Genomic DNA, 23063 nt, shown 5'->3' with positions numbered 1-23063 from the left:
GCTACGTCACATCACCGCCGGGGACAAGAGGTTTGTGGAACAAGGGAACAAACTGCCCGGCCCCGGAACGCGAACAGGCCACCGGGATGTCCCGGTGGCCTGTTCGGTGAGCCTCAGCGGCTGGTGCTCAGCGGTTGGCGTCCGCCCGATCCGACAGCTCGGCGTCCAGTTCGGACAGCTCCTGGACCACGCGGTCGACGTCGGCCTTGGAGATGGCGACGGGACCCGCGCTGTGCCGGCCGTGGGACGGCTGCACCGCGACGACGTCGGACGGCTCAGGCGACCGGCGCCCGGTGTCGGCCCCGGCGTCCTCCGCTGCTCCAGCAGCAGGCTGGGCACCGGCGACTGCCGGCGACGTACCCGTGGCTGCGGGCGACATCGACGCTGCCGGACCCGCGGGGGCCGCCTGGGCGAAGTCGACCGTGCGCCGCAGCGGGCTCTCCTTGATGAACAGCACGCAGATGAGGGCGACGAGCGCGATGACCGCCGTGATCTGGAAAATCATGGCCGTGCTGTCGCCATAGGCTGCGCGGACGATCTCGGCGATCGGCGCAGGGAGGTCGACGAGGTCGAGCGAACCGCCCGCCGCACCGCCCGTGGTGGGGATACCGGCGGCAGCGAGGCCCTCGGTGGTCTTGGACTCGACCTGCGTACCGAGGATGGCACCCAGGACCGCGACGCCCGCGGCACCGCCCATCGACCGGAAGAACGCGACGGACGCGCTGGCGGAGCCGATGTCCTTGACGGCCACGGTGTTCTGGACCGCGAGGACGAGGTTCTGCAGCATGAGGCCGAGGCCCAGGCCGAAGACGAACGTGTAGATGCCGACGAGCCAGAGTGCGGTCTCGTGGTCGATGGTGCCCGCGAACCCGAGGCCCGCGATGAGGAACAGGGAACCTGCGATGAGGTACCGCTTCCACTTGCCGTACTTCGTGACGAGCTGCCCGGCGCCGATGGAGCCCAGCAGGTTGCCGGCGATCATGGGCAGGGTGAGCAGGCCGGCCTCGGTGGGCGTGGCGCCACGGGCCACCTGGTAGTACTGGCCGAGGTAGCTCGAGCTGGCGAACAGCGCGATACCGACGGCGACAGAGGCGATGATGGCGAGGGCCGTGGTCCGCTGGGAGATGATCTTGAGCGGGATGACCGGCTCGGCCACCTTCGACTCCACGAGGAGGAGGAGCGCCAGCAGGATGACGCTGCCGCCGACCATCAGGGCGGTCTCGCGGGAGAACCACTCGTAGTAGCCCTCCTTGCCCGCGAAGGAAACCCAGATGAGGAGCAGGCTGACACCCGCGGTGAGCAGGATGGAGCCCAGCCAGTCGATCCGTGCCTTACGGCGCGTGTCGGGGAGCTTCAGCGTGACCTGCAGGAGCACGAGGGCGATGATCGCGAGCGGCACGCAGACGAAGAACGTCCAGCGCCAGCCGAGCGGGGAATCCACGATGAAGCCGCCGAGGAGAGGCCCGCCGGCGGTCGCCACGGCCATGACGCCGCCCATGTAGCCGGAGTACCGGCCACGCTCGCGCGGCGCGATGATGGTGCCGATGATGGCCTGCGCCAGGGCGGTGAGGCCACCCATGGCGACACCCTGGATGACGCGTGCCGTGAGGAGCAGCGGGATGCTCTCGGCGAAGCCCGCGAGTACCGAGCCCGCCACGAAGATGACGATGCTGGCCTGGACCAGGACCTTCTTGTCGAACAGGTCGGCGAACTTCCCCCAGATGGGGGTGGTCGCCGCGTTGGCGAGCAGTGCGGCCGTGATGACCCAGGCGAAGTCCGTCTGGGAGCCGTTGAGGTCGCTCATGATCGTGGGCAGGGCGTTGGCGACGATGGTGCTGCTCAGGATCGCCGTGAACAGGCCTGCGAGCAGACCCGTGAGCGCCTGCAGGATCTGCTTGTGGGTCATCGGCTCGCCGGCCCCGTGATGGGAGGCGGCAGCCGGTTGCGGCTCGGGGACCACAGTGGTCCTCGCCTTGGTGGAATGGGTGGCCATCAGCGTTCTTCCTTCATGATCTCGGACATGGGGTCCAGGTGGTGACGGCCGTCGTTGCCCGTGCGGTGTGCGGTGGTGCGTGGTGCCCTGGTGGGGTCCGTGGACCCGGACGACGCCGCCCCGTGGGGGTGGGCGGCGGAGCGGAGGGCGGCGGTGAGGTGCTGGACCGACGACGACGCCGCCTCGGCCTCGCCCTCCGTCCAGTCGGAGAGGATCTCCCGCAGCGTCTCCGCCCTGCGCTCGTACGTCTCGGCGAGGTACTTCTGCCCCTCCTCCGACAGCGACAGCAGGCAGGCCCGGCCGTCCTGCGGATCGGGTGACCGGACCACGAAGCCGTACTGCTCGAGGTCGGCGAGTTGCCGACTCAAGGCGGACGGTCCGATGCCGAGCCTCCCGGCGAGGGCCGATGCGCGCATCGGGCCGCCCTCCCCGATGAAGAAGAGCACGCCGGTATGGGCGGGGCCCAGCTCCGAGTACTTCATCCCTGCTGCGGTGACTCCCCGCAGGGCACGCTGCAGGTCGAAGATGTGGTGCACCAGCTCTGCAGCGGTGTGCTGAGCTACTGACATGGGTACTCCTGGCCTCGTATACTTTGTTGCTCTAAGTAACTGTACGCTTCTCGTTTCGTTAGGTCAACTAAATAAACGCTGGCTCCTCCCCCCTCCAAAGATGCCGTTCCCGCGTGCATAATGAGCCCGCTCGAAGCGTCGCGGGGCCCCTTCGACGCCCGGGTCCCCGTCAAGCAATGCCGGAATCTTCGCAGGATGCTTGCGGTTCGGTGCGACACCCTGTTAGGCCTGATACACAAGGGCAGTCGGATCGCCTGCCGAGGAGCCCTACCCGGGCCGCGGAGAAGGATGTTCGCCATGACACGCAAGGAACCCCGAGTGATCGAGCCCGACGAGGAGAACCTCCGGGTCGAGGACCGGCCCAAGGGGTGGGCTGCGGGCGTGCCGGGCGTCTACTACTCCATGAAGCCGGCGCTCGAGCACATGGGGGTGGAGCGCACCCTGAAGACCGTCCTCAAGATGAACCACAAGGACGGCTTCGACTGCCCCAGCTGCGCCTGGCCGGATCCCGCCAAGCGCAAGACCTTCGAGTTCTGCGAGAACGGTGCCAAGGCCGTCACCTGGGAAGCAGCGCCCGTGGTCATCTCCTCCGACTTCTGGGCCGAGAACTCCCTCAGCGACCTGCGGGAGCGGTCCGAGTTCTGGCTCGGCATGCAGGGCCGGCTCGTCGAGCCCGTCTACAAGCCGGCCGGCGAGGACCACTACCGGCCCGTCAGCTGGGACGAGGCCTTCGAGATCATCGGGACCAAGCTGAAGAGCCTCGACTCCCCCGACGAGGCCGCCTTCTACACCAGCGGCCGCACCTCGAACGAGGCCGCCTTCCTCTACCAGCTCTTCGCCCGTGCCTTCGGCACCAACAACCTGCCCGACTGCTCCAACATGTGCCACGAGTCCTCCGGCTGGGCCATGGGCCAGACCATCGGGATCGGCAAGGCGACGGTCACGTTCCAGGACTACGAGAACGCCGACCTGATCATCGTCATGGGCCAGAACCCGGGCACGAACCACCCGCGCATGCTCACCGAGCTCGAGAACTGCAAGCGCAACGGCGGCCAGATCGTCGCCGTCAACCCACTCCCGGAAGCGGCCCTCAAGCGCTACAAGAACCCGCAGACCGTCCGCGGCGTGGCGGGCAAGGGCACGGAGATCGCCGACCAGTTCATCCAGGTCCGGCTCGGCGGTGACATGGCCCTGCTGCAGGCCGTGTCGAAGCGCGTCTTCGAGGCCGAGGCGAAGAACCCCGGGACCGTGCTGGACCACGCGTTCCTCGAGGAGCACTGCGAGGGCCTCGACGAACTGCGCGAGTACCTGCTGAAGCTCGACGAGGCCACCGTCCTCGAGGCGACGGGCCTCCGCTCCGAGGAGATCGACGAGCTGGCCGACCGCTACCTCGCGGCGGACAAGGTCATCATCACCTGGGCCATGGGCATCACGCAGCAGAAGAAGGGCGTGGCCACGATCAAGGAGATGATCAACCTCCTGCTGCTGCGCGGCAACATCGGCAAGCCCGGAGCAGGCGCCTCCCCCATCCGCGGCCACAGCAACGTCCAGGGCGACCGCACCATGGGCATCTGGGAGCAGATGCCCCCGACCTTCATGGACGCGCTCGGGAAGGAGTTCTCCTTCGAACCTCCCCGTGAGCACGGCGCCGACGCCGTCGAATCCATCAAGCGCATGCGGGACGGGCGGATCAAGGCGTTCGTCGCCCTCGGCGGCAACCTCGTCTCGGCCATCTCGGACACGCAGGTCGCCGAGGAGGCGTTCGAGAAGACCGACATGACGGTGCAGATCTCCATCAAGCTGAACCGCTCGCACCTGATCACCGGCAAGGAGGCGCTGATCCTGCCCTGCAGGGGCCGCACGGAGATCGACCGCCAGGCCACGGGCGTGCAGTTCGTCTCCGTGGAGGACACCGTGTGCGCCGTGCACCCCTCGTGGGGCAGCGTGGAGCCGGTCTCCGACAACCTGTTGTCCGAACCCGCCATCATCAGCCGCCTCGCCCGCGCCACCCTCGACGGGAAGGTCGACGCCGACTGGGAGGGGTTCGAGAAGGACTACGACCTCATCCGCGACCACATCTCACGCGTCGTCGAGGGATGTGAGGACTACAACCGGAAGATCCGCCTCGACGGCGGTTTCATCCTGGCCAACGGCCCGAGGGACTCCCGGACGTTCAACACCCCCACCGGCAAGGCCGTCCTCACCGTCAACGACCTCGAGTACCTCGAACGTCCCGAGGGCACCCTGATCCTGCAGTCGCTGCGCGCCCACGACCAGTGGAACACGACCATCTACAGCCACAACGACAGGTACCGCGGCATCAAGAAGGGCCGCCACGTGGTGTTCATCAATCCGGAGGACATCGCCGAGCTGGGCCTGAAGGACGGGCAGAACGTGGACATCCACGGCGTGTACGACGACGGCGTGGAGCGCGTGCTGCGCGCCTACCGCGTGGTCTCGTACCCGACGGCGCGCGGCTGCGCCGCCTCGTACTACCCGGAGGCGAACGTCCTCGTACCGCTGGACGAGGTCGCCGAGGGCAGCAACACGCCGACCTCGAAGCAGATCATCGTGCGGTTCGAGCCGAGCAGCCACACCGCGCCGACCGAACACTATGCGGCCGCGACGGCGCCGGTCCCCGAGGCAGAGGCGGACGGCTTCCCGGACGCGCGCACGCAGGAGACACCGGCGAAGGAGGCCGCGGTCTCGGGCGTCTGACGCCCCGGACGGTCCCGTCCTGCGCGAACCGTCGGGCATGGCCGGGAACTGCGGCACGGAAGGCGCGCATGCCCCCTCCCCGGCAGGACGCCGGCCGCGATCCGCCGTAGACTGCTGCGGTCACGGCGACCGGGAGCGGCATGGATCAGCGGCAGGACGACGACCAGCGAGACCAGCAGGACCGGCACGACCAGCAGCGTCGCGTCATCCGGATCCTGGTGATCGCGCAGATCCTCGGCGGGCTGGGCGCCGGCGCCACGCTCTCCCTCGGTGCGCTCCTGGCGGCGGAGACCTCCGGCTCCAGTGCGTGGTCCGGGATGGCCGCGACCATGGCGACCCTCGGTGCCGCCGCAGCAGCCGTCCCCCTCGCGACGCTCGCCCAGCGCAGGGGGCGCCGTATCTCCCTGGCAGCCGGCGCCGTCGTCGCCTGCCTGGGTGGGCTCCTCGCCATCACGGCCGCCTCGCTCGCCGTCTTCCCGCTGCTGCTCGTGGCCCTGGTCCTGCTCGGGGCCGGCGCGGCGACGGGCCTCCAGGCGCGCTTCGCCGCGACGGACCTCGCCACCGAGGCGACGCGTGGACGCAGCCTCTCCGTCGTGGTCTGGTCCACCACCATCGGCGCCGTCCTCGGCCCCAATCTCTTCGAGCCGGGCCAGGCCGTGGCCGGGGTGCTCGGCATCCCGCCGCTCAGCGGGGGCTTCGTCTTCACCGCCGTCGCGCAGGCCGCGGCCGCCCTCGTCTACTCGCTGGGGCTGCGCCCCGATCCGCTCCTGACCGCCCTCCGCCGCGACGCCGCGGCCCATCCGGCAGGCGCGCCCGCTCCGGCGAGGCAACGCGGACTGGCGATCCTCGCCCGCAATCCGCCGGCCCGTTTCGCCGTCGTGGCGATCGCGGCCAGCCACGCCGCCATGGTCTCCGTCATGTCCATGACGCCCGTCCACCTGCACGACCACGGCGCCGGGCTGTCCGTCGTCGGACTGACCATCAGCCTGCACGTGGCCGGGATGTACGCGCTGTCGCCCCTGTTCGGCTGGATCGCGGACCGCGCCGGGAAGATCCAGGGCATCCTCCTCGGCCAGGTGCTCCTGCTGGCGGCACTGCTGACCGCGTGGCGGGCGTCCGGATCCGAGGTGTGGGTGACGGTGAGCCTGATCCTGCTCGGACTCGGCTGGTCGGCCTGCGTCGTCTCGGCGTCGGCCCTCCTGGCGGGGGCGGTGGACGTCACCGAGCGCGCACCGGTCCAGGGCTCGTCGGATCTCATCATGAACCTCGCCGGCGCACTCGGCGGCGCACTCGCCGGCCCGGGCCTCGTGCTGCTGGGATACTCGGGGCTCGGCCTGGCCGCAGCCGTCCTGGTCGGCGTGGTGCTGGCCTGGACCCTCCGGCGCCTGGCCGGGCACACGGCCACGGCCGTCCCGGCCTGAGGCCCGGCTACTGGGCCGAGCCGGTCCAGCCCTTCTGCTCCTGCGTCTCCTCGTCCTTCCGGATGACGGTCTCCACGGTCGTCATGGCCTTCCCGACGGCGGCGCTCGTCTCGTCCCGGCTCGTCGTGGTGACGGTGCCCGCGGCGTAGCCGACCAGGAAGGCGCTGATGACGCCGGCGTGCGGCCCCATCAGATGCGAGGAGCGTTCGGCCAGCTCCACGATCCTCGGGTGGTCCACTTCCAGGTCGAGGATCTGGAGGGCCTGGGTCAGGGTGCGGCTCCAGTCGCTGAGGGTGCGCTCTTCGTCGTCGGGCGTTGCCATGGGGTCTCCTCGCGTCGCGTGCGGTCCGTGGCTGCCGATTCTCCTCGGCAACGCTTCCCAAGCTCTACCATCGCGGCCCCGGTGCTTCAAGGACGGGCGGAAGGATTCCCGCATTCCTTGACTTCACGGGGGTGCGGGGATGTACTTTCCTCCGGCGGGTGACACGATTCACCTCGCCGCTTCCGGCAGGACCACCTCGACGGAGAGGAACCGTTCAGCATGACCACCCCCTACCCCGCCAGGACCGGGCGCCTCCGCCTGGCAGCAGCCCTCGGAGCGGCGACGCTCCTGGCCATGGCCACCGGCACCACCGCTCTGGCGGCTCCGCCCCTCGACCCTGCGGCCACCACCCCGGTCGCCACGAAGAAGGCACCGCCGTCGTCCGCCACCGACCTCGGCCCCGACGTGACGGTCTTCGACCCCAGCATGCCGGTGAGCGAGATCCAGGCGACGGTCGACGCCGTCAACGCCCGGCAGGTCGACAACGAGATGGGCACCGGGCGCGCCGCCCTCCTGTTCCTGCCGGGTACCTACGGCACCGATGCCGAACCCCTGCAGTTCAGGGTCGGCTACTACACGGAGGTCGCGGGACTCGGCGCCTCCCCGTCCGACGTCGTCATCAACGGCAAGATCGAGGTGTACAACCGCTGCCTCGACGACAACGGCACGACCAACTGCATCGCGCTCAACAACTTCTGGCGGACGCTCTCCAACCTCACCCTCGAGGTCAACGGCGCCGGGCAGGACGGCTGCCGGGCGACGGCGAACTTCTGGGCCGTCTCGCAGGCGGTCTCGCTCCGCCGCGTGAACGTCACCGGCGGCACGCTCTCCCTTATGGACTACTGCACCGCCGGGCCGCAGTACGCGAGCGGCGGCTACCTGGCCGATTCGAAGGCCGGGGACATGGTCAACGGGTCGCAGCAGCAGTGGGTGACCCGCAACAGCGAGATCGGCAGCTGGTCCAACGGCGTCTGGAACGCCGTCTTCTCCGGGACCGAGGGCGCGCCGTCGGACGAGGGCTTCCCCACTCCCCCGTACACGACGCTCGACGAGACCCCGGTCAGCCGGGAGAAGCCGTACCTGTTCGCGGACTCCTCCGGCGCCTACAGCGTCCGTGTCCCCGCGGCACAGCAGGACTCCCGCGGCACCTCCTGGGGTGACGGACCGACCGCGGGCCGCACCATCGGGCTGTCGGAGTTCTTCGTGGCGAAGCCGGGCGATCCGGTGCAGGCCATCAACAACGCCCTCGCCCGCGGCAAGCACCTCCTCCTCACCCCCGGCGTCTACGACATCGCCCAGACCATCGCGGTCAAGCGGGCGGACACCGTGGTGCTCGGCCTCGGTCACGCCACCCTGACCGCCGTGAACGGCGCCACACCGATCCGCGTCGCGGACGTGCCCGGCGTCGTCATCGCGGGTGTCACGATCGACGGCGGCACCGTGAACTCCCCCGTCCTGCTGCAGGTGGGCACGAAGAACGGCAACAACGGCGCCGGGCACAACGACCCGGCGAACCCGACGACGCTCAGCGACGTCTACTTCCGGATCGGCGGACCGCACGTGGGCAAGGCCGACATCAGCCTCGAGGTGAACAGCGACAACGTGCTGATCGACCACACCTGGGTGTGGCGCGCCGACCACGGCAACGCGGGTTCCTTCGGCTGGGATGTCAGCACGGGCCGCAACGGGGTGGTGGTGAACGGCGACGACGTCACCGCCACCGGGCTCTTCGTGGAGCACTACCAGCAGTACAACGTGGTGTGGAACGGCGAGAACGGGCACACGGTCTTCTTCCAGAACGAGCTCCCCTACGACCCGCCGAACCAGGCGGCCTGGCAGCACGACGGCATCCTCGGCTGGGCCGGCTACAAGGTGGCCGACGGCGTGAAGAAGCACACGCTGGAGGGCGGAGGCTCGTACATCTTCACCAACGTGGACCCGAGCATCCACGCCAGCCACGGCTTCGAGGTGCCGGACACCCCCGGTGTGGTGCTGAACCACCTCCTGACCGTGAACCTCGGGGCAGGCACGATCGACCACGTGGTCAACGACACCGGTGCGCCCGTGAGCAACGCGAACACCGGCACGCCGAGCTATGTGGAGCGCTACCCGTAGGGCATCGGGTAGCCGGCGACAGGAGGGGCCGGAGCGATGCTCCGGCCCCTCCTGTCGTCGCACGCCAGGGAGTACTCAGGCCGAGTCCCGCTGCACGAGGTGCAGCCCGTGGCCGGGGTGTGCCGGCTTGTCCGCGCCGTCGAGGTCGGCGAGGACCAAGGCGGCGAGGTAGCGCGCCTGCAGCTCGATCGACTGGGAGACCGTCGTCAGTGGGGGCGCCGCCAGACGCGCGGCCGGGATGTCATCGACGCCCATCACGGCGCAGTCGGCCGGACAGGCGAGCCCTTCGGCCCGCAGCCCCGCGAGGACCGCGAGCGCGACGTCGTCGTTGTACGCGGCGACGGCGGTGACGCCCTCCTCCCGCCAGCGCCGGACGGCTGCCGCGGCACCGGTGACGTCGGGGTCGACCGGCAGCAGGACGGGTTCCGGGAGGTCCAGGTCGGCGCAGGCCCGCCGGACGCCGAGGAGGCGGTCACGGGCGAAGACCCCGAGCCGCGCATCGGGAGGCCAGGCGTAGCCGAGGCGCCGGTGGCCATGGGCGGCGAGGTGGCGGACCTGCAGGGCGCCGATCCGGAGCTGGCTCTTGGCGGGGAGGCCGGCGTCGGGGCGGTGCTCCTCACCGAGGGTGCCGAGCACCTGGATGCCGGCCTGCCGCATGGCGAGGAGGTCCGCGTCGGCGAACGGGGCGAAGCCGATCACCGCTCGGGGTGTCACGGCACGCCACAGGTCGGAGAGCGGCGCGCGTCCCCCGGCCGTGATGCACGAGGACGGACAGTCCCCGGCCGGACAGGCCGTCGGCGAGCTCGTCCAGCAGGGTCTCGATCACCGGCCCCACGGGCCAGTCCGGCAGGATGCACAGCACGAGGTCGCTGCGTCCGGTCCGGAGCGCGCGGGCCGCGGCCGAGGGGGCGTACCCGAGCCGGGCGGCGGTCTCGTGCACGCGGCGCCGGGTCTCCGCCGAGATGCTCACGCCGTTCCGGCCGGTCAGGACATAGCTGACCGTGGTGCGTGAGACACCGCTCTCGCGGGCCACGTCGGCGCTCGTGATGCCCGGCATCGCTCCCCCTTCCGGCACTTCTCCGTTGCCAGCCAGTGTAGGTCGGGGTGTCGCAGCTTTCCTCGGCGCCGATCTCGCCGGCCGACGCCGATTGGGCGGACGTGTCACAAACCGTGCCCGGGCGGTGTCTTAAGAGCACAGGGATCTTTCGAGGAAGCGGAACATCATGACTGAGAAGACACGCGTAGTGGTGCTGGGCGGCGGCTATGCCGGGGTGATGGCGGCCAACCGTCTCGCCGGGAGCAGGCGGGCTCCCGCCGTGGAGGTGACCCTCGTCGACCCGGGGCCGCGCTTCATGGAGCGGATCCGGTTGCACGCGTTCGCCGCCGGAACCCGCACCGAGCCAGGGGTGGACTGGGCCGAGGTGCTGCACCCGCAGGTGCGGCACCTGCAGACCCGGGCGGTGGGCATCGACTCGGATCATCGGACGGTCGCGCTGGCGCATCGCGAGCCCGTGCACTTCGACTGGCTGATCTACGCGGCGGGAAGTGGCGAACAGTCGACGCCCCTGCTCTCGGTGACCAGTCCCACGGTTGCCCGGAGGACCCGGGACGCGATCGCCGGGCTGCCGCCGGGAGCGACCGTCACGATCGCCGGTGCAGGCCCGACCGGGGTGGAGGTGGCTTGCGCGGTGGCGGTGTCGCGTCCCGACCTGGTGATCACCGTCGTCGCTCCCGCGGGCCTGGCGAATCCCCTGACCGCGCACCCGGCGGTGGCCCGGCGCCTGCACCACCTGAACGTCACGGTGGAGGACGGCAGGGTGGACCGGGCCTCCGGAGCCGTCACCACCGCGGTAGGGCGCCGCCCCGCGGGGCAGGCGACGATCTGGACCGTCGGACTGGCCGTGGCGCGCCTGGCGGCGGACAGCGGCCTGCCCGTGACCGACGACGGCCGGCTGATGGTGGATGCGACCCTCACCGTGCCGGGGCACCCGCGCATCCTCGGCGCCGGGGATGCCGTCGCCGTCCAGGGAGGCGCGGGACGGCACCTCCGGGCCTCCTGCGCGTCCGCGCTCCCGATGGGCGCTCATGCGGCCGACACCGTGCTGGCCCGCCTGGCCGGGACGACACCGGACGCGATCGACATCGGGTACCTCCTGCAGTGCCTGGATCTGGGCGCGGGGCACGGGCACGTGCAGGCCGTGCATCCGGACGACGCCGCCCGGCCCTGGGCCGTGGCCGGCCGGGCCGGGGGCTGGACCAAGGAGCAGGTGTGCCGCAAGACCATCGCGTGGCTGGCACGCGAGGCACGCCGCCCGGGGTCCTTCACCTGGCCGTCGGGGCCCGCCGTATCCGTAGACTGACGCCGTGACCACCATCCCGGACCAGGACGAGTTGTTCCTCGTCCACCGCTCGATGGTGTTCGCCATCGCCTACGAGATCCTGGGCTCCCGGGCGGACGCCGAGGACATCGTCCAGGAGACCTACCTGCGCTGGGCTGCCGTGGACGGGACGGCGGTGCGGAATGCGCGGGCATACCTCGCGACCACCGCCACCCGCGCCGCACTGAACCAGGTGCGCACGGTGGAACGACGCCGGGAGGACTACCCGGGGCCGTGGCTGCCCGAACCGCTGCTGTCCGACGAGGAGAGCCCGGAGCACCGGCTCCTGGTCGAGGAACAGCTGACGTACGCGCTGTCCGTGGTGCTGCAGCAGGGCACGCCGGAGCAACGGGCCGTGTTCATGCTCCACGACGTGTTCGACCTGCCCTACCCGGTGATCGCCGAGGCGATGGGCAGGAGCCAGGCCTCGGTGCGCCAGATCGCCCACCGGGCCCGCATCCGGCTCGACGCCACCTTCGGGACGGCCGTCGGGGCCGCGACGGCCGGCAGGGACGGCGCCGAGGTCCTCGACGCCTTCCTCGCCGCGGTCTCGACCGGCGACCTCCAGGCACTGATCGACGTGCTCGCCCCGGACGCCGTCCTGCTCTCCGACGGCGGCGGCAAGGTGGTCGCCGCCCGCAGGCCGGTCATGGGTGCCGAGGCCATCGCGGGGTTCCTCCTGAAGATCGCCCGGACGCCCCTGCCGCAGATGCGTGCGGGCGTCGCCCTGGTCAACGGTGGTCCGGGCGTGCTGGTCCACGCCGGTACCCGCCTGGACCTCGCCCTGGCCCTGGCCGTCGACGACCGACGGAGGATCACCGGCGTGTACCTGGTGCGCAACCCCGACAAGCTCCCGCAGCCCGCCAGCCCGGTGACCCAGCCCGGCGAGCCGACCCGGTGACCTAGCCCGGCAGCGGCGGACCGTCGACCTGGCCCGGCGAGCCGACCCGGTGACCTAGCCCGGCAGCGGCGGACCGTCGGCCGGCGGGAGGTCCGCCGCGTCCTGTACGCGCACGGCACTCGGCGTCGTGCCGTACCACCGGCGCACACAGCGGGTCAGGGCCGACTGCTCGGACAGGCCCACCAGCCCCGCGACCTGCTGCAGCGGCAGGTCGGTCCGTGTGAGCAACCGGAGCGCGGCATCGCGGCGGGCGGCATCGAGCAGGACCTCAAAGGTGACGCCCTCGGCGGTCAGCCGACGCTGGAGCGTGCGCGGATGCATCCCGAGGAGCCGGGCCGCCGAATCGATGCGCGGCGGCGAGGTGCCGAGCATGCGGTCGATGGCGTTCCGGACCTGCGGGGCGACGACGCGGCCCGGCTCGGGGAAGTGGCTGTGGAGGTACTCGAGGGCGATCTCGCGGAGCGTGCCGTCCACGCCGGCCAGTGGCCGGTCCAGCAGGCTCCGCGGCACCCGCAGGAGCGACACCGGCTGCCCGAACCGCACCTCCGCGCCGAAGAACCCGGCGTAGCGTGCGGCGGCCGCCTTCGGCTGGTGGGAGAGGTGGACCGAGTGGAGACCGTAGGGCCCGTCCACCAGGAAGCGGATCATCCGGTGCGCGAAGGCGAGGATCGCGTCGGTGGCCTGGCGTGGCGGCGTCCCCTGCGAGGATCCGTAGCAGAGGCCCACCTCCCCCGCGCGCCCCTCCGGGTCCGGCACGATCGAGAAGCGGAGCACCGGGCTGTGGAGGAAGAGGAACTGGGACGCGCACTCGAGCGCCGCACCGACGGTGGGCGAGTTCTGCACGGCGACGGCGAGCGGACCGAGGATGCCGATGTCCTGGTACTCCGATATGCGCAGGCCGAGGTCCGGGCAGGGCAGCTCGCGTGCCGCACCCTCGAGGAGCCTGGCCATGGCGACGTCCGAGACGAGCACATCGTCGCTGTCGATCGCCTCCAGCGGCACGCGATACTGTGCCGCGAGCGCCGCGGGGTCGCCGCCGAACTGCTCGACGACCTCGCGGAAGCCGCGCATGCCGGCGGAGCGGATGACGGAGCCCATGTCGTCCAAGGGTAAATAGGTGTCGCGTGAAGTCAAGCCCACCCCGACGGCCCCCGGAATAATGGAGGGATGGACACTCCCCTCGAACACCTCGACGTCGTCATCGTGGGCGCCGGCCTCTCCGGCATCGGCGCCGCGTACCGGGTCTCCACGGAACTCCCCGGCAAGAGCTTCGCCGTCTTGGAGGCGCGCACCGCGATCGGCGGCACCTGGGACCTCTTCCGCTACCCCGGGGTCCGCTCCGACAGCGACATGTTCACCCTCGGCTACCCCTTCCGTCCCTGGACCGAGGCGAAGTCGATCGCCGACGGCTCCTCGATCCTGCAGTACATCCGCGAGACCGCTGACGATCCCCGCATCCGCGAGCGCATCCGCTTCTCCACCCGGCTGGTCAGCGCGTCCTGGTCCTCGACGGATGCCCGCTGGACGCTGGAGCTGGACGTGACCGACGACGGCGGCACGGTCGGGCGGCGCCGCCTCACCTGCGGTTTCCTCTACCTCTGCAGCGGCTACTACAACTACGACCACGGGTACGAGCCGTCCTTCCCCGGCTCCGAGTCCTTCCAGGGCGAGACGGTCCGCCCCCAGTTCTGGCCCGAGGACCTCGACTACGCGGGCAAGCGCGTCGTCGTGATCGGCAGCGGCGCCACCGCCGTGACGCTCGTGCCGTCCATGGCGAAGGACGCCGCGCACGTGACCATGCTGCAGCGCTCCCCCACCTACATCACGGCCGTGCCGAGCCGCGACAAGTTCTCGGACGCCGCCCGCCGCCACCTGCCGGCCGGGATCGCCCACCACGTGGCGCGCGCCAAGAACGTGCTGTTCACGCAGGCGTTCTACCAGCTGTGCCGCCGCCGTCCGGAGATCGCCAAGAAGCTGATCCGCACCCAGACCGCCCGGATCCTCGGCGACGAGAAGACGGTGCAGGAGAATTTCACCCCCGCCTACAACCCGTGGGACCAGCGCCTGTGCGTCGCGCCGAGCGCCGATTTCTTCAAGGCCCTGAAGTCCGGCAAGGCCTCCGTGGTCACGGACACCATCGACACCTTCACCCCGACCGGCATCCGCCTCGCCTCGGGGCAGGAACTGGAGGCCGACGTCGTCGTCCCGGCCACGGGCCTCGCGATGCTGCCGCTCGGCGGCGCCACGTTCACCGTGGACGGGCAGGCGGTCGACCTCGGCGATGCCTGGGTGTACCGGGGGCTGATGGTCAGCGGCATCCCGAATCTCGCCCTGTGCGTGGGCTACACCAACGCCTCCTGGACGCTCCGCGCCGATCTCAGCTCGCGCTACGTCTGCCGCCTCATCAAGTACCTGGACCGGCACGGGTACCGCTACGGGGCCCCCGCCACCGACGGTGCCATGACGACCCGCCCCATCCTCGACCTCACCTCCGGCTATGTGCAGCGCGCCGTCTCGGCCTTCCCCAAGCAGGGCGACCGGCACCCGTGGACCATGCGGCAGAACTACCTGCTCGATGCACCCACCGCACTGCGGGGCAACCTGGCCAGGAACATGGTCTTCGACGCCCCGGCCCCGTCCGCCGCCCCCGCGCCCGACCTGCAAGAGATCCACGCATGAGCATCCGCCCCTTCCAGTTCGCCGGCGCCACCGCCGTCGTGACCGGCGCCGCAGGAGGCATGGGTGAACACCTCGCCCGGGGCCTCGCCGAGCGCGGCAGCACCCTGCTGATCGTCGACCGCGACGCGGAGAAGCTCGACGCCGTCGCCTCCTCCATCCGGGCGACCTACCCCGGTGCGGGAGTGACCACGTTCGTCGCCGATCTCGCCGACCGCGACGCCGTCGACCGCCTCGCCGCCGACCTGCTGGCCGCGACCGACCGGGTGGACCTCCTGGTCAACAACGCCGGCGTGGCGCTCGCCGGGCGGTTCGACCAGATCAGCCTGGACGATTTCGACTGGGTCATGGCCATCAACTTCTCCGCACCCGTGCGCCTCACGCACCACCTGCTGCCCAGGGTGGCGCCGGGCGGGCACATCGTGAACGTCTCGAGCCTGTTCGGCCTCGTGGGGCCGAAGGGCCAGACCGCCTACTCCGCCAGCAAGTTCGCGCTGCGCGGATTCACCGAGGCCCTCCGGAACGAGCTGCTGCCCCGCGGGATCGGCACCACGACAGTGCATCCCGGCGGCATCCGGACGAACATCGCACGGAACGCGCGCATCGGCGGCGCCCTGACCGACGTCGACGTGGAACGGGCGAAGGACGACTTCGACAAGCTCCTCACCTTCCCCGCCGCGAAGGCGGCCGAGCTCATGCTCGAGGCCGTCAAGGCGCGCAGGCCGCGCCTGCTGATCGGCCTCAGCGCCAAGGTGCCCGACGTCGTCGCCCGCGTGGCGCCGATGTCCTTCGGCACCCTCGAGCGCAGCGGGACGAGACTCCTCCGACTCGCGGGGAAGGCACGGCGATGAGCGCGGGCGGCACCGGCCGCGGGCCGTCCCGGGTCCCGCCTCCCAACGCGACGTCGAGCCCGGGGACGGCCGGGACGACGGCGGGCGGGGGCTACCTCACCGTCGACGGGATCCGGGTCCGCTACCGCGACGAAGGTGCCCGGGATCAGCCTCCCGTGCTCCTCCTGCACGGGATCGGCCGCAGCCTCGAGGACTGGGAGGGCCTGTACGGCAGGCTCGCGCCGGACCACCGCGTCATCAGCGTGGACCTGCCGGGCTTCGGCCTGTCCGAACGTACCCCGGGCCGGTACTCGCTGGAATCGATCGCCCGGTTCGTGATCGCAGCCCTCGACACGCTCGGCGAACACCGGCCGCTCCACGTGGTGGGCAACTCGCTGGGCGGCGCGGTGGCGATGAAGATCAGCGCCCTGGAACCGCAGCGCGTGCGGAGCCTCGTCCTCGCGAACAGCGCGGGGTTCGGCAAGGAGGTCACCCTCGCGTTGCGCATCCTCGCGATCCGTCCCCTCGGACGGCGGCTGATGAAGGACAAGTCCCGCAGGACCGCGTACCGCACGGAGCGTGCGCTGTTCTACGACAGGACGTTCGTCACCGAGGAACGGCTCGACCACGCCCAGGCGGTGGGCGGGAACCCGGTGCACGACGAGGTGCTGCTCGCCGTCGCACGGCACCTCGGCACCTTCCGCGGCGTGCGCCGTCGCTGGCGGACCGAACTGCTCCGCACGCTCGCCGACCAGCACAAGCCCACCCTCGTGGTGTGGGGTGACGAGGACCGCATCCTGCCGGCGTCGCACCTCGAGCACGCGCGGGAGGTCTTCCCGCACGCGGAGTTCCACCTGTTCGAGAAGTGCGGGCACATGCCGCAGATCGAACGGGAGGAGGAGTTCGACGCCCTCGTGCGGCGATTCATCGGCAGCGTCGAGGTGCAGGGGTAGGGGACGTCCGCCGAACCCTTTCCCCACGGTGCGCCGGATGGTGGAATGAGCCATGACGCGCGTCATCTTCTACACGGCCTCCACCCTCAACGGCTTCATCGCGGACGAGCACAACTCCCTCGACTGGCTCTTCGCCGTCGAGCCGCCTCCTCCCGGGCACTACGAGCGGTTCCTCGACTCCGTGGGCGTGCTCGTGGAGGGTTCGACGACGTACGAGTGGGTGCTGGCGTTCGAGCACCTCCTCGACGATCCCTCGAAGTGGCGGACGCTGTACGGGGAGCGGCCCACCTTCGTCTTCACCTCGCGGGACCTCCCCGTCCCCGAGGGCGCCGACGTCCGGCTCGTCTCGGGCGACGTGCGTCCGGTGTTCCCGCGGATCCTCGAGGCGGCGGGCGGGCGCGACATCTGGATCGTCGGAGGGGGCGACCTCGCCGGCCAGTTCCTCGCCGCGGGGCTGCTCGACGAGCTCCAGGTGGCCGTCGCCCCCGTCGCCCTGACCGCTGGGGCGCCGCTGCTGCCCCTGCGCGTCGAATCCGATCGGCTGACCCTCCGCTCCGCCGAGCAGCAGGGACAGTTCGCGGTGCTGGTCTACGATTTCGCCCGGAAGGACACCTGAGCGTCGTCCGGGTATCCCGGGAGTCTGGCCCGCGTGGAAGGAGCGGCGTACAGTCCAGCCATGATCAACGACGATCCGACCATCACGAACCCCGACCACTACTCGGTGCTCTGGGAGAACGAATTCGTCCGAGTCCTCGAATACGTCGATGTCCCCGGGGACGGGACGACACCCCACGATCACCCGAACAGCGTCCTCGTCCCGCTGACCTCCTTCGCGCGGCGGCTCTCCTCCGGTGACAGGGTCTTCGACACGCACCTGTCGGCGGGTCAGGCCGTATGGCTCCCGGCGCAGCGCCACTCCGGGCAGAACACCGGTGACACCCCTACGCGGGCCATCCTCGTGGAACTGAAGGGCGCCTCGGCGGGAGAGGCATCGGAGGCGGTGCTCGGCCCGGACGCCTGATTCCTCCGCGGGCACCCTCGGGTTCCGGGATGGTGGCTGGGAACCTGCTGTGCACCGACTTCGGGAGATCTTGAGGAAAGCTCAAGGTCTGCTGCGCTCCAGCTTCATGTTGCGGGGCAAGACTGGGCTTGCGGTGGGGACCCGAGAAGGGCCCTCCCTGGTGCCCTTCGGCCACCTGCGCGTGTGGAAGGAGCGAAGTGCAGCCCATCATCGACAAGGCGGCCGTCTCGAGGCTTGTCGCCGACCTGGGCTCACCCCGGGCCGCGGCGTCCTTCGTCTCCCGGTTCACGGACCTGCTGGACGAACGCATCCTCACCATCGAACACTCCTTCCGCAGCCCGGAACCCGAGCAGTGGCGCACCGCCGTCCAGGGGCTCCGGCTCGCGGCGGCGAAGGCGGGGGCGGGCAGGCTCCAGGCGACCGCTGCCCTGCTCCTCGAGCCCGAGGCACAGGACGCCCGCTCCGCCCTCGCACTCATCGGGCACCTGCGATCCGACGCCAGGGTCTTCACGCTGACGCACTCCGCGATGTGCGAGGAGCAGGCCCTCGCCGAACGCCTGGCGGCGCGCCGGCCGGCCTGAGGTCACCGGTCGAGGGACGCCGGGACGTACGCCTCCTGCCAACGCGCCAGTTCCGTGAAGAACGTGGAGCGGGCCGGCTCCGGCGAGAGGGTGAGGTCATGGATCCCACCCGCGATCCGCACCACTGTGACGAGGCGCCCGAGCCCCGGCGCACGGCGGGCGATGTGCGCGACGTCGAGCACCACATCCGTCGACGAGACGCGTGCTGGCTCCTTGGCCGGGTTCGAGGTGGCGTCGGAACACGCGACCAGGACCGGGCAGTCGATGGCGAGCCCGCGGCTGAGCTCCGCGTGTCCCCGGCGGACGCCGGCCAGCCAGGCGGCGACGACCGGGAACCCGCCGTGCGGTTTCCAGGTGAGGCTGTAGTCCCACTCCCCGCCGGTCTCCCGGTGCAGGTAGTGGCCGTAGGAGGTGCCGAGCCTCCCGACGACGGTGCGGGGCCTGAGCGTCCCGATCCGGTGCACCGCCGCTGTTCCGACGGTGCGCTGGAACAGGCTCGCGTTGAGATCGAACCAGGGGCTGTTCAGGACGAGTGCGTCGACGATCCCCCGCCCACGGCGCCGATGTGCCCAGAGTGAGGTGGCAAGCCCGCCGGTCGAGTGCCCCATGACCACGAGGACGTCGTGGCCCTCGTCCTCGCGGATGATGCGGGCCGCCTCGTCCAGTTCCTCGTCGTAGTCCTCGAGGGACGTGATGTAGTTCGGGGTCTGGTGCTCGCGCAGGGACCGCCCGTACTTGCGGAGGTCCACGGCGTAGAAGTCGAAGCCGGCGTCGTGCCAGGCGTCGGCGAGGTGCGTCTGGAAGAAGTAGTCGACGAAACCGTGGACGTAGAGCACGGCCCTGCGGGACCCGCCGGGAACGGTGCTGCGGATCAGGGTGGCCACCACCTCGCCCTCGTCGTCCGGGCGCAGCGGGAGTGTCCGCACCTCGTACCCGGGACCGAGGACGTCCTCCCGGTAGTCGTCCTGCTGCTGTGCGTGCGTCAAATCCTGGTCCTCCCGGTCCGGCTCCCAGCGGGCGGCCCGGAGCGGGGCGCCCTGCGCCGGACGCCCTCCGTTCATTCGGAGCAAGGCCGGCGTCACCAGTGTGTCACCCGTCACCGGTAGGCTGCTGCCACCGCATTCCTACAGGAGCTGATTTCACGTGTCACAAAGTTTCACCAGGGGGCACCGCCGCGTCGTCGCGGCGGTCGCCCTCGGCTGCGTCGCAGCCATCGGACTCGCCCCCGCCGCCACCGCCGCACCCGGCGGGAGCAAGGGCCCCAAGGACCCGACGGTCTCGATCACCGTCCTGGGCACCAGCGACCTCCACGGCTACATCGAGAACTGGGACTACTTCACCAACGCGGAGTACGACGACGCCGCGCACAACGACGTCGGACTCGCGAAGGTCTCGGGCCTCATCAACCAGGTCCGCGCCGACCGCGGTGAGGAGTCAACGCTCCTCATCGATGCAGGCGACACGATCCAGGGCACGTCGCTCACGGACTACTTCGCCAACGTGGAGCCCGTCACGGAGTCCGGCGAGACCCACCCCATGGCTGCGGCCATGAACGCGATGGACTACGACGCCGCGGCCCTCGGCAACCACGAGTTCAACTACGGGCTGCCGCTGCTGAGGAAGTACGAGGACCAGCTCGACTTCCCGCTGCTCGGCGCGAACGTCAAGGACGCGGCCACGGGCGCGGACGCATTCACCCCGTACGTCATCAAGACGGTCAAGCTCAAGGGCCAGAAGCCCATCAGGGTCGGCATCCTCGGCCTCACCAACCCGGGCATCGCCATCTGGGACAAGAACAACGTGGAGGGCAAGCTCCGCTTCCCCGGCATCGTGGAGCAGGCCGAGAAGTACGTGCCGGAGATGAAGGCGGCCGGCGCGGACGTCGTCGTCGTCAGCTCGCACTCCGGCACCTCCGGCACCTCCTCCTACGGCGGGGACCTGCCCCTGGAGAACGCCTCGACCCAGCTCGCCGAGCAGGTTCCGGGCATCGACGCCGTCCTCGTGGGCCACGCCCACGAGGAGATCCCCGAGCGTTTCGTCACGAACAGGCAGACCGGTGAGCAGGTGCTCCTGACCGAGCCGAAGAACTGGGGCATGCGCCTGTCCGTCATGGACTTCGAACTGACGAAGGTCCGCGGTCAGTGGGACGTCACGTCCGCGAACTCGGAACTACTGAACGCCAATACAGTGCCGGCCGACCCGAAGGTCTCAGCGATCGTCGCCGACCAGCACCAGCGCGTCATCGACTACGTGAACACGCCGATCGGCACCGCGACTGACACCATGTCCGCGGCAGACGCCCGCATCCGCGACACGGCCGTCATGGACTTCGTGAACACGGTCCAGGCCGGTGCTGTGGACAAGGCACTCGAGGGTACGCCGAACGCCGACCTGCCGGTCCTCTCCATCGTGGCGCCCTTCAACCGGGCCGCCGTGATCCCCGAGGGCCCGGTGACCATCCGTGACATGGCGGGGCTGTACGTCTTCCCGAACACGCTCTTCGGCGTCGAACTGACGGGTGCGCAGGTCAAGGACTACCTCGAGTACTCGGCGAAGTACTTCGCCCAGACCGCTCCGGGTGCCACGGTGGATCCTGCGACTCTCACCAACGCCGGGGGAACGCCCGACTACAACTACGACATGATGTCCGGTGTCTCCTACGACATCGACATCAGCAAGCCCGTCGGGCAGCGGATCGTGAACCTCAGCTACGCCGGGGCACCGATCGATCCGGCCCAGCGCTTCGCCGTGGCTACGAACAACTACCGGCAGTCCGGCGGCGGCAACTTCCCGCACATCGCCACGGCGCCCGTGCTCGTGAACCAGACGACGGAGATCCGCCAGCTCCTGATCGACTACCTCATCTCCGAGGGCACGATCGACCCGGCCACGTTCTTCGAGGAGAACTGGAAGCTCACCCGCGACGGTGCGCCGGTCTTCGGCCAGCCCTGACGCATCCCGGCAGCAGGACGCGGACTCCGGTCCGCGTCCTGCTGTCGTTCGTCCTAGATTGGAGGCATGACCATCGACATCTCGACGGCGACGGCCGACGACGCCGCCGCGCTGGCAGCCTGCGCCGCCATCACCTTCCCCCTCGCCTGCCCGCCGGATTCCCGCCCCGAGGACATCCGCCGGCACATCGAGACGAACCTCTCGGCCGAACGGTTCGCGGCCCTCGCCGGGCTGCCGGGGCACACCATCCTCTGTCTCCGCGACGAGGGCGGGATCGTGGGCTGGAGCATGATCGTCCTGGACCAGCCCACGGACGCCGACGTGCTGTCCGCGCTGTCGATCTCGCCCGTCGTGGAGCTCAGCAAGTTCTACGTGCACCCCGACCACCACGGCCGGGGATTGGCCGCCGCCCTGATGGGCGCGACCCTGGAGCTCGCCGCCGCCTCGGGACTGCCGGGCGTCTGGCTCGGCGTGAACCAGGAGAACGCCCGCGCCATCCGCTTCTACACGAAGCACGGATTCCGAGAAGTCGGCACCAAGCGGTTCCGTCTCGGCGACCGGTTCGAGGACGACTTCATCCTGCAGCAGGCGCTTCCTGCAGCTGCGGCGGGTGCGGTGAGCGCAGCCTGAGCACCGGCTGCGCTAGCCGCCGGGGTCCTGCGCACAGGGCAGCACGTGCGCGTCCGTCAGCGACAGCCGGGATTCGGGTCAGCGGGGCACCCGCTCCGGGTCGACGCTGATGATCGGGATGGGGAAGTGGGAAGCGCGGATCGGGTCGAGCAGATCATCGGTGAGCCCGGCAGTGAACTCATCCAGCCCGAACACCTTGAAGAGTGCTTCCCGCCCGAATTTGGAGCTGTCAGCCACGAAGAAGGCCTCTTTCGCGATGGACCGCATCGTGCGCTTGAGTTCCAGCTCGTAGCTGCTCGTGTTGAAGATGCCCTGCTCGTCCACGGTATCCGCTCCGAAGATCGCCACGTCCACGCGCAGATGCTCGATCTGCTGGATAGATGACGGACCCCACAGCGTATACACATTGGGCAGTAGCTCACCGCCGATCATGACGAGGTGCGCACTCTGCCGGTTGGCGATCTCCAGACCGATCCGCAGATCGTTCGTGACGACCGTGAGCCGTGAATGATCGAGATGCTTCGCCACCTCAAGCGTCGTCGACCCGCTGTCCAGCAGGATGGTCTGGCCGTCCAGCACTTTGTCCGCCATCGCCCTGCCGATGGCTTGCTTCTCCCGGTGATGCAGCGACTCCTTGATCAGCGACGGGGTGTCGGTCTGCCTGACCGGGTGCGCGCCGCCATGCGTCCGCTGAATCAGGTCCATCCGCTCGAGCTTCTCGAACTCCCGCCGGATCGTCGAAGGGTTCACCTTGAGGCGATCAGCCAATGTGACCACCGACTGGAAGCCCTCCTCCTCGAGGATCTCGATGATTTTCGCTTGGCGGGACATGCATGATCCTGACGTCGGGAGCGGCCGTTTCGATCATGCTAACGCGCGTTTTGCGCGATATCACGCATTTCCGCGCGAGAACGGAATCTGATCGTGCAAATTCAGTGCAGATTCGTTGACATTTTCGCGCAGAAAACCCTACAGTTCATCTCGATCCACCCTTGATTGCCTG

21 protein-coding genes are annotated in these 23063 nt (G+C 70.1%); 13 read left to right on the top strand and 8 right to left on the bottom strand.

Annotation, left to right across the window (positions count from 1 at the left end):
• Positions 1 to 127: 127 nt before the first annotated feature.
• Complete coding sequence (locus QFZ50_RS00830) at positions 128 to 1993, bottom strand: MDR family MFS transporter (protein ID WP_373462233.1); 1866 nt, start codon at positions 1991 to 1993, stop codon at positions 128 to 130.
• Positions 1993 to 2562, bottom strand: coding sequence for a MarR family winged helix-turn-helix transcriptional regulator (locus tag QFZ50_RS00825; RefSeq protein WP_307080951.1), 570 nt, complete (start codon positions 2560 to 2562; stop codon positions 1993 to 1995). The genes QFZ50_RS00830 and QFZ50_RS00825 overlap by 1 nt, the downstream gene beginning before the upstream one ends.
• 297 nt (positions 2563 to 2859) lie before the next feature.
• On the opposite strand from QFZ50_RS00825, the gene QFZ50_RS00820 reads away from it, so the two are divergent.
• Both QFZ50_RS00820 and QFZ50_RS00815 read left to right on the top strand, forming a co-directional pair.
• Positions 2860 to 5280, top strand: coding sequence for an FdhF/YdeP family oxidoreductase (locus tag QFZ50_RS00820; RefSeq protein ID WP_307080949.1), 2421 nt, complete (start codon positions 2860 to 2862; stop codon positions 5278 to 5280).
• Positions 5281 to 5420: 140 nt separating this feature from the next.
• A complete protein-coding gene (locus tag QFZ50_RS00815) occupies positions 5421 to 6701 on the top strand; it encodes an MFS transporter (RefSeq protein ID WP_307080946.1) in 1281 nt (426 codons plus the stop codon).
• 7 nt (positions 6702 to 6708) lie between these two features.
• On the opposite strand, the gene QFZ50_RS00810 is transcribed toward QFZ50_RS00815, so the two are convergent.
• Positions 6709 to 7023, bottom strand: a complete 315-nt coding sequence (locus tag QFZ50_RS00810) for a DUF6457 domain-containing protein (RefSeq protein WP_307080944.1) — start codon at positions 7021 to 7023, stop codon at positions 6709 to 6711.
• 219 nt (positions 7024 to 7242) lie between these two features.
• Between QFZ50_RS00810 and QFZ50_RS00805 the strand changes: the two genes are divergently transcribed.
• The gene (locus QFZ50_RS00805; protein ID WP_307080942.1) at positions 7243 to 9138 is read left to right on the top strand and encodes an adenylyl cyclase; all 1896 of its coding nucleotides are present in this window, start codon (positions 7243 to 7245) and stop codon (positions 9136 to 9138) included.
• A 75-nt stretch (positions 9139 to 9213) separates the two neighbouring features.
• Here QFZ50_RS00805 and QFZ50_RS00800 read toward each other — a convergent pair whose 3' ends face one another.
• Both QFZ50_RS00800 and QFZ50_RS00795 read right to left on the bottom strand, forming a co-directional pair.
• Complete coding sequence (locus QFZ50_RS00800) at positions 9214 to 9852, bottom strand: substrate-binding domain-containing protein (protein WP_307080940.1); 639 nt, start codon at positions 9850 to 9852, stop codon at positions 9214 to 9216.
• Positions 9755 to 10195 (bottom strand): LacI family DNA-binding transcriptional regulator, encoded by a 441-nt coding sequence (locus QFZ50_RS00795; RefSeq protein ID WP_307080938.1) that lies wholly within the window; start codon positions 10193 to 10195, stop codon positions 9755 to 9757. The genes QFZ50_RS00800 and QFZ50_RS00795 overlap by 98 nt, the downstream gene beginning before the upstream one ends.
• 166 nt (positions 10196 to 10361) lie before the next feature.
• On the opposite strand from QFZ50_RS00795, the gene QFZ50_RS00790 reads away from it, so the two are divergent.
• The gene (locus QFZ50_RS00790; RefSeq protein ID WP_307080936.1) at positions 10362 to 11498 is read left to right on the top strand and encodes an NAD(P)/FAD-dependent oxidoreductase; all 1137 of its coding nucleotides are present in this window, start codon (positions 10362 to 10364) and stop codon (positions 11496 to 11498) included.
• 4 nt (positions 11499 to 11502) lie between these two features.
• A complete protein-coding gene (gene sigJ, locus QFZ50_RS00785; RefSeq protein ID WP_307080934.1) occupies positions 11503 to 12417 on the top strand; it encodes an RNA polymerase sigma factor SigJ in 915 nt (304 codons plus the stop codon).
• Between the two features lie 54 nt (positions 12418 to 12471).
• On the opposite strand, the gene QFZ50_RS00780 is transcribed toward sigJ, so the two are convergent.
• Positions 12472 to 13515 carry an AraC family transcriptional regulator gene (locus QFZ50_RS00780; protein WP_307080932.1) on the bottom strand — a complete coding sequence of 348 codons (1044 nt, stop codon included), beginning with the start codon at positions 13513 to 13515 and terminating at the stop codon, positions 12472 to 12474.
• Between the two features lie 69 nt (positions 13516 to 13584).
• Here QFZ50_RS00780 and QFZ50_RS00775 point away from each other — a divergent pair, with 69 nt between their 5' ends.
• From QFZ50_RS00775 to QFZ50_RS00750, 6 genes are all read left to right on the top strand, one after another.
• Entirely contained in the window at positions 13585 to 15096 is a 1512-nt protein-coding gene (locus tag QFZ50_RS00775; RefSeq protein ID WP_307080929.1) for a flavin-containing monooxygenase, read from the top strand.
• Positions 15093 to 15944 carry an SDR family NAD(P)-dependent oxidoreductase gene (locus QFZ50_RS00770; protein WP_307080927.1) on the top strand — a complete coding sequence of 284 codons (852 nt, stop codon included), beginning with the start codon at positions 15093 to 15095 and terminating at the stop codon, positions 15942 to 15944. The genes QFZ50_RS00775 and QFZ50_RS00770 overlap by 4 nt, the downstream gene beginning before the upstream one ends.
• The gene (locus tag QFZ50_RS00765; RefSeq protein WP_307080925.1) at positions 15941 to 16876 is read left to right on the top strand and encodes an alpha/beta fold hydrolase; all 936 of its coding nucleotides are present in this window, start codon (positions 15941 to 15943) and stop codon (positions 16874 to 16876) included. The genes QFZ50_RS00770 and QFZ50_RS00765 overlap by 4 nt, the downstream gene beginning before the upstream one ends.
• 52 nt (positions 16877 to 16928) lie before the next feature.
• Complete coding sequence (locus QFZ50_RS00760; protein WP_307080923.1) at positions 16929 to 17492, top strand: dihydrofolate reductase family protein; 564 nt, start codon at positions 16929 to 16931, stop codon at positions 17490 to 17492.
• 60 nt (positions 17493 to 17552) lie between these two features.
• Positions 17553 to 17897: a cupin domain-containing protein gene (locus tag QFZ50_RS00755; protein ID WP_307080921.1), complete on the top strand. Its 345-nt coding sequence runs from the start codon at positions 17553 to 17555 to the stop codon at positions 17895 to 17897.
• Positions 17898 to 18094: 197 nt separating this feature from the next.
• Positions 18095 to 18478: a hypothetical protein gene (locus QFZ50_RS00750; RefSeq protein ID WP_307080920.1), complete on the top strand. Its 384-nt coding sequence runs from the start codon at positions 18095 to 18097 to the stop codon at positions 18476 to 18478.
• A gap of 2 nt (positions 18479 to 18480) precedes the next feature.
• On the opposite strand, the gene QFZ50_RS00745 is transcribed toward QFZ50_RS00750, so the two are convergent.
• Complete coding sequence (locus tag QFZ50_RS00745) at positions 18481 to 19464, bottom strand: alpha/beta hydrolase (RefSeq protein ID WP_307080918.1); 984 nt, start codon at positions 19462 to 19464, stop codon at positions 18481 to 18483.
• A gap of 157 nt (positions 19465 to 19621) precedes the next feature.
• On the opposite strand from QFZ50_RS00745, the gene QFZ50_RS00740 reads away from it, so the two are divergent.
• Positions 19622 to 21430 carry a bifunctional metallophosphatase/5'-nucleotidase gene (locus QFZ50_RS00740; RefSeq protein WP_307080916.1) on the top strand — a complete coding sequence of 603 codons (1809 nt, stop codon included), beginning with the start codon at positions 19622 to 19624 and terminating at the stop codon, positions 21428 to 21430.
• A gap of 66 nt (positions 21431 to 21496) precedes the next feature.
• Positions 21497 to 22060: a GNAT family N-acetyltransferase gene (locus QFZ50_RS00735; RefSeq protein WP_307080914.1), complete on the top strand. Its 564-nt coding sequence runs from the start codon at positions 21497 to 21499 to the stop codon at positions 22058 to 22060.
• A gap of 78 nt (positions 22061 to 22138) precedes the next feature.
• Here the strand turns inward: QFZ50_RS00735 and QFZ50_RS00730 are convergent, their stop codons facing one another.
• Positions 22139 to 22891 (bottom strand): DeoR/GlpR family DNA-binding transcription regulator, encoded by a 753-nt coding sequence (locus QFZ50_RS00730; protein WP_307080912.1) that lies wholly within the window; start codon positions 22889 to 22891, stop codon positions 22139 to 22141.
• Positions 22892 to 23063: the final 172 nt, after the last annotated feature.

The organism is Arthrobacter agilis (assembly GCF_030816075.1).
GTDB lineage: Bacteria > Actinomycetota > Actinomycetes > Actinomycetales > Micrococcaceae > Arthrobacter_D > Arthrobacter_D agilis_E.
This window is presented reverse-complemented; position numbering and strand designations above follow the sequence as displayed.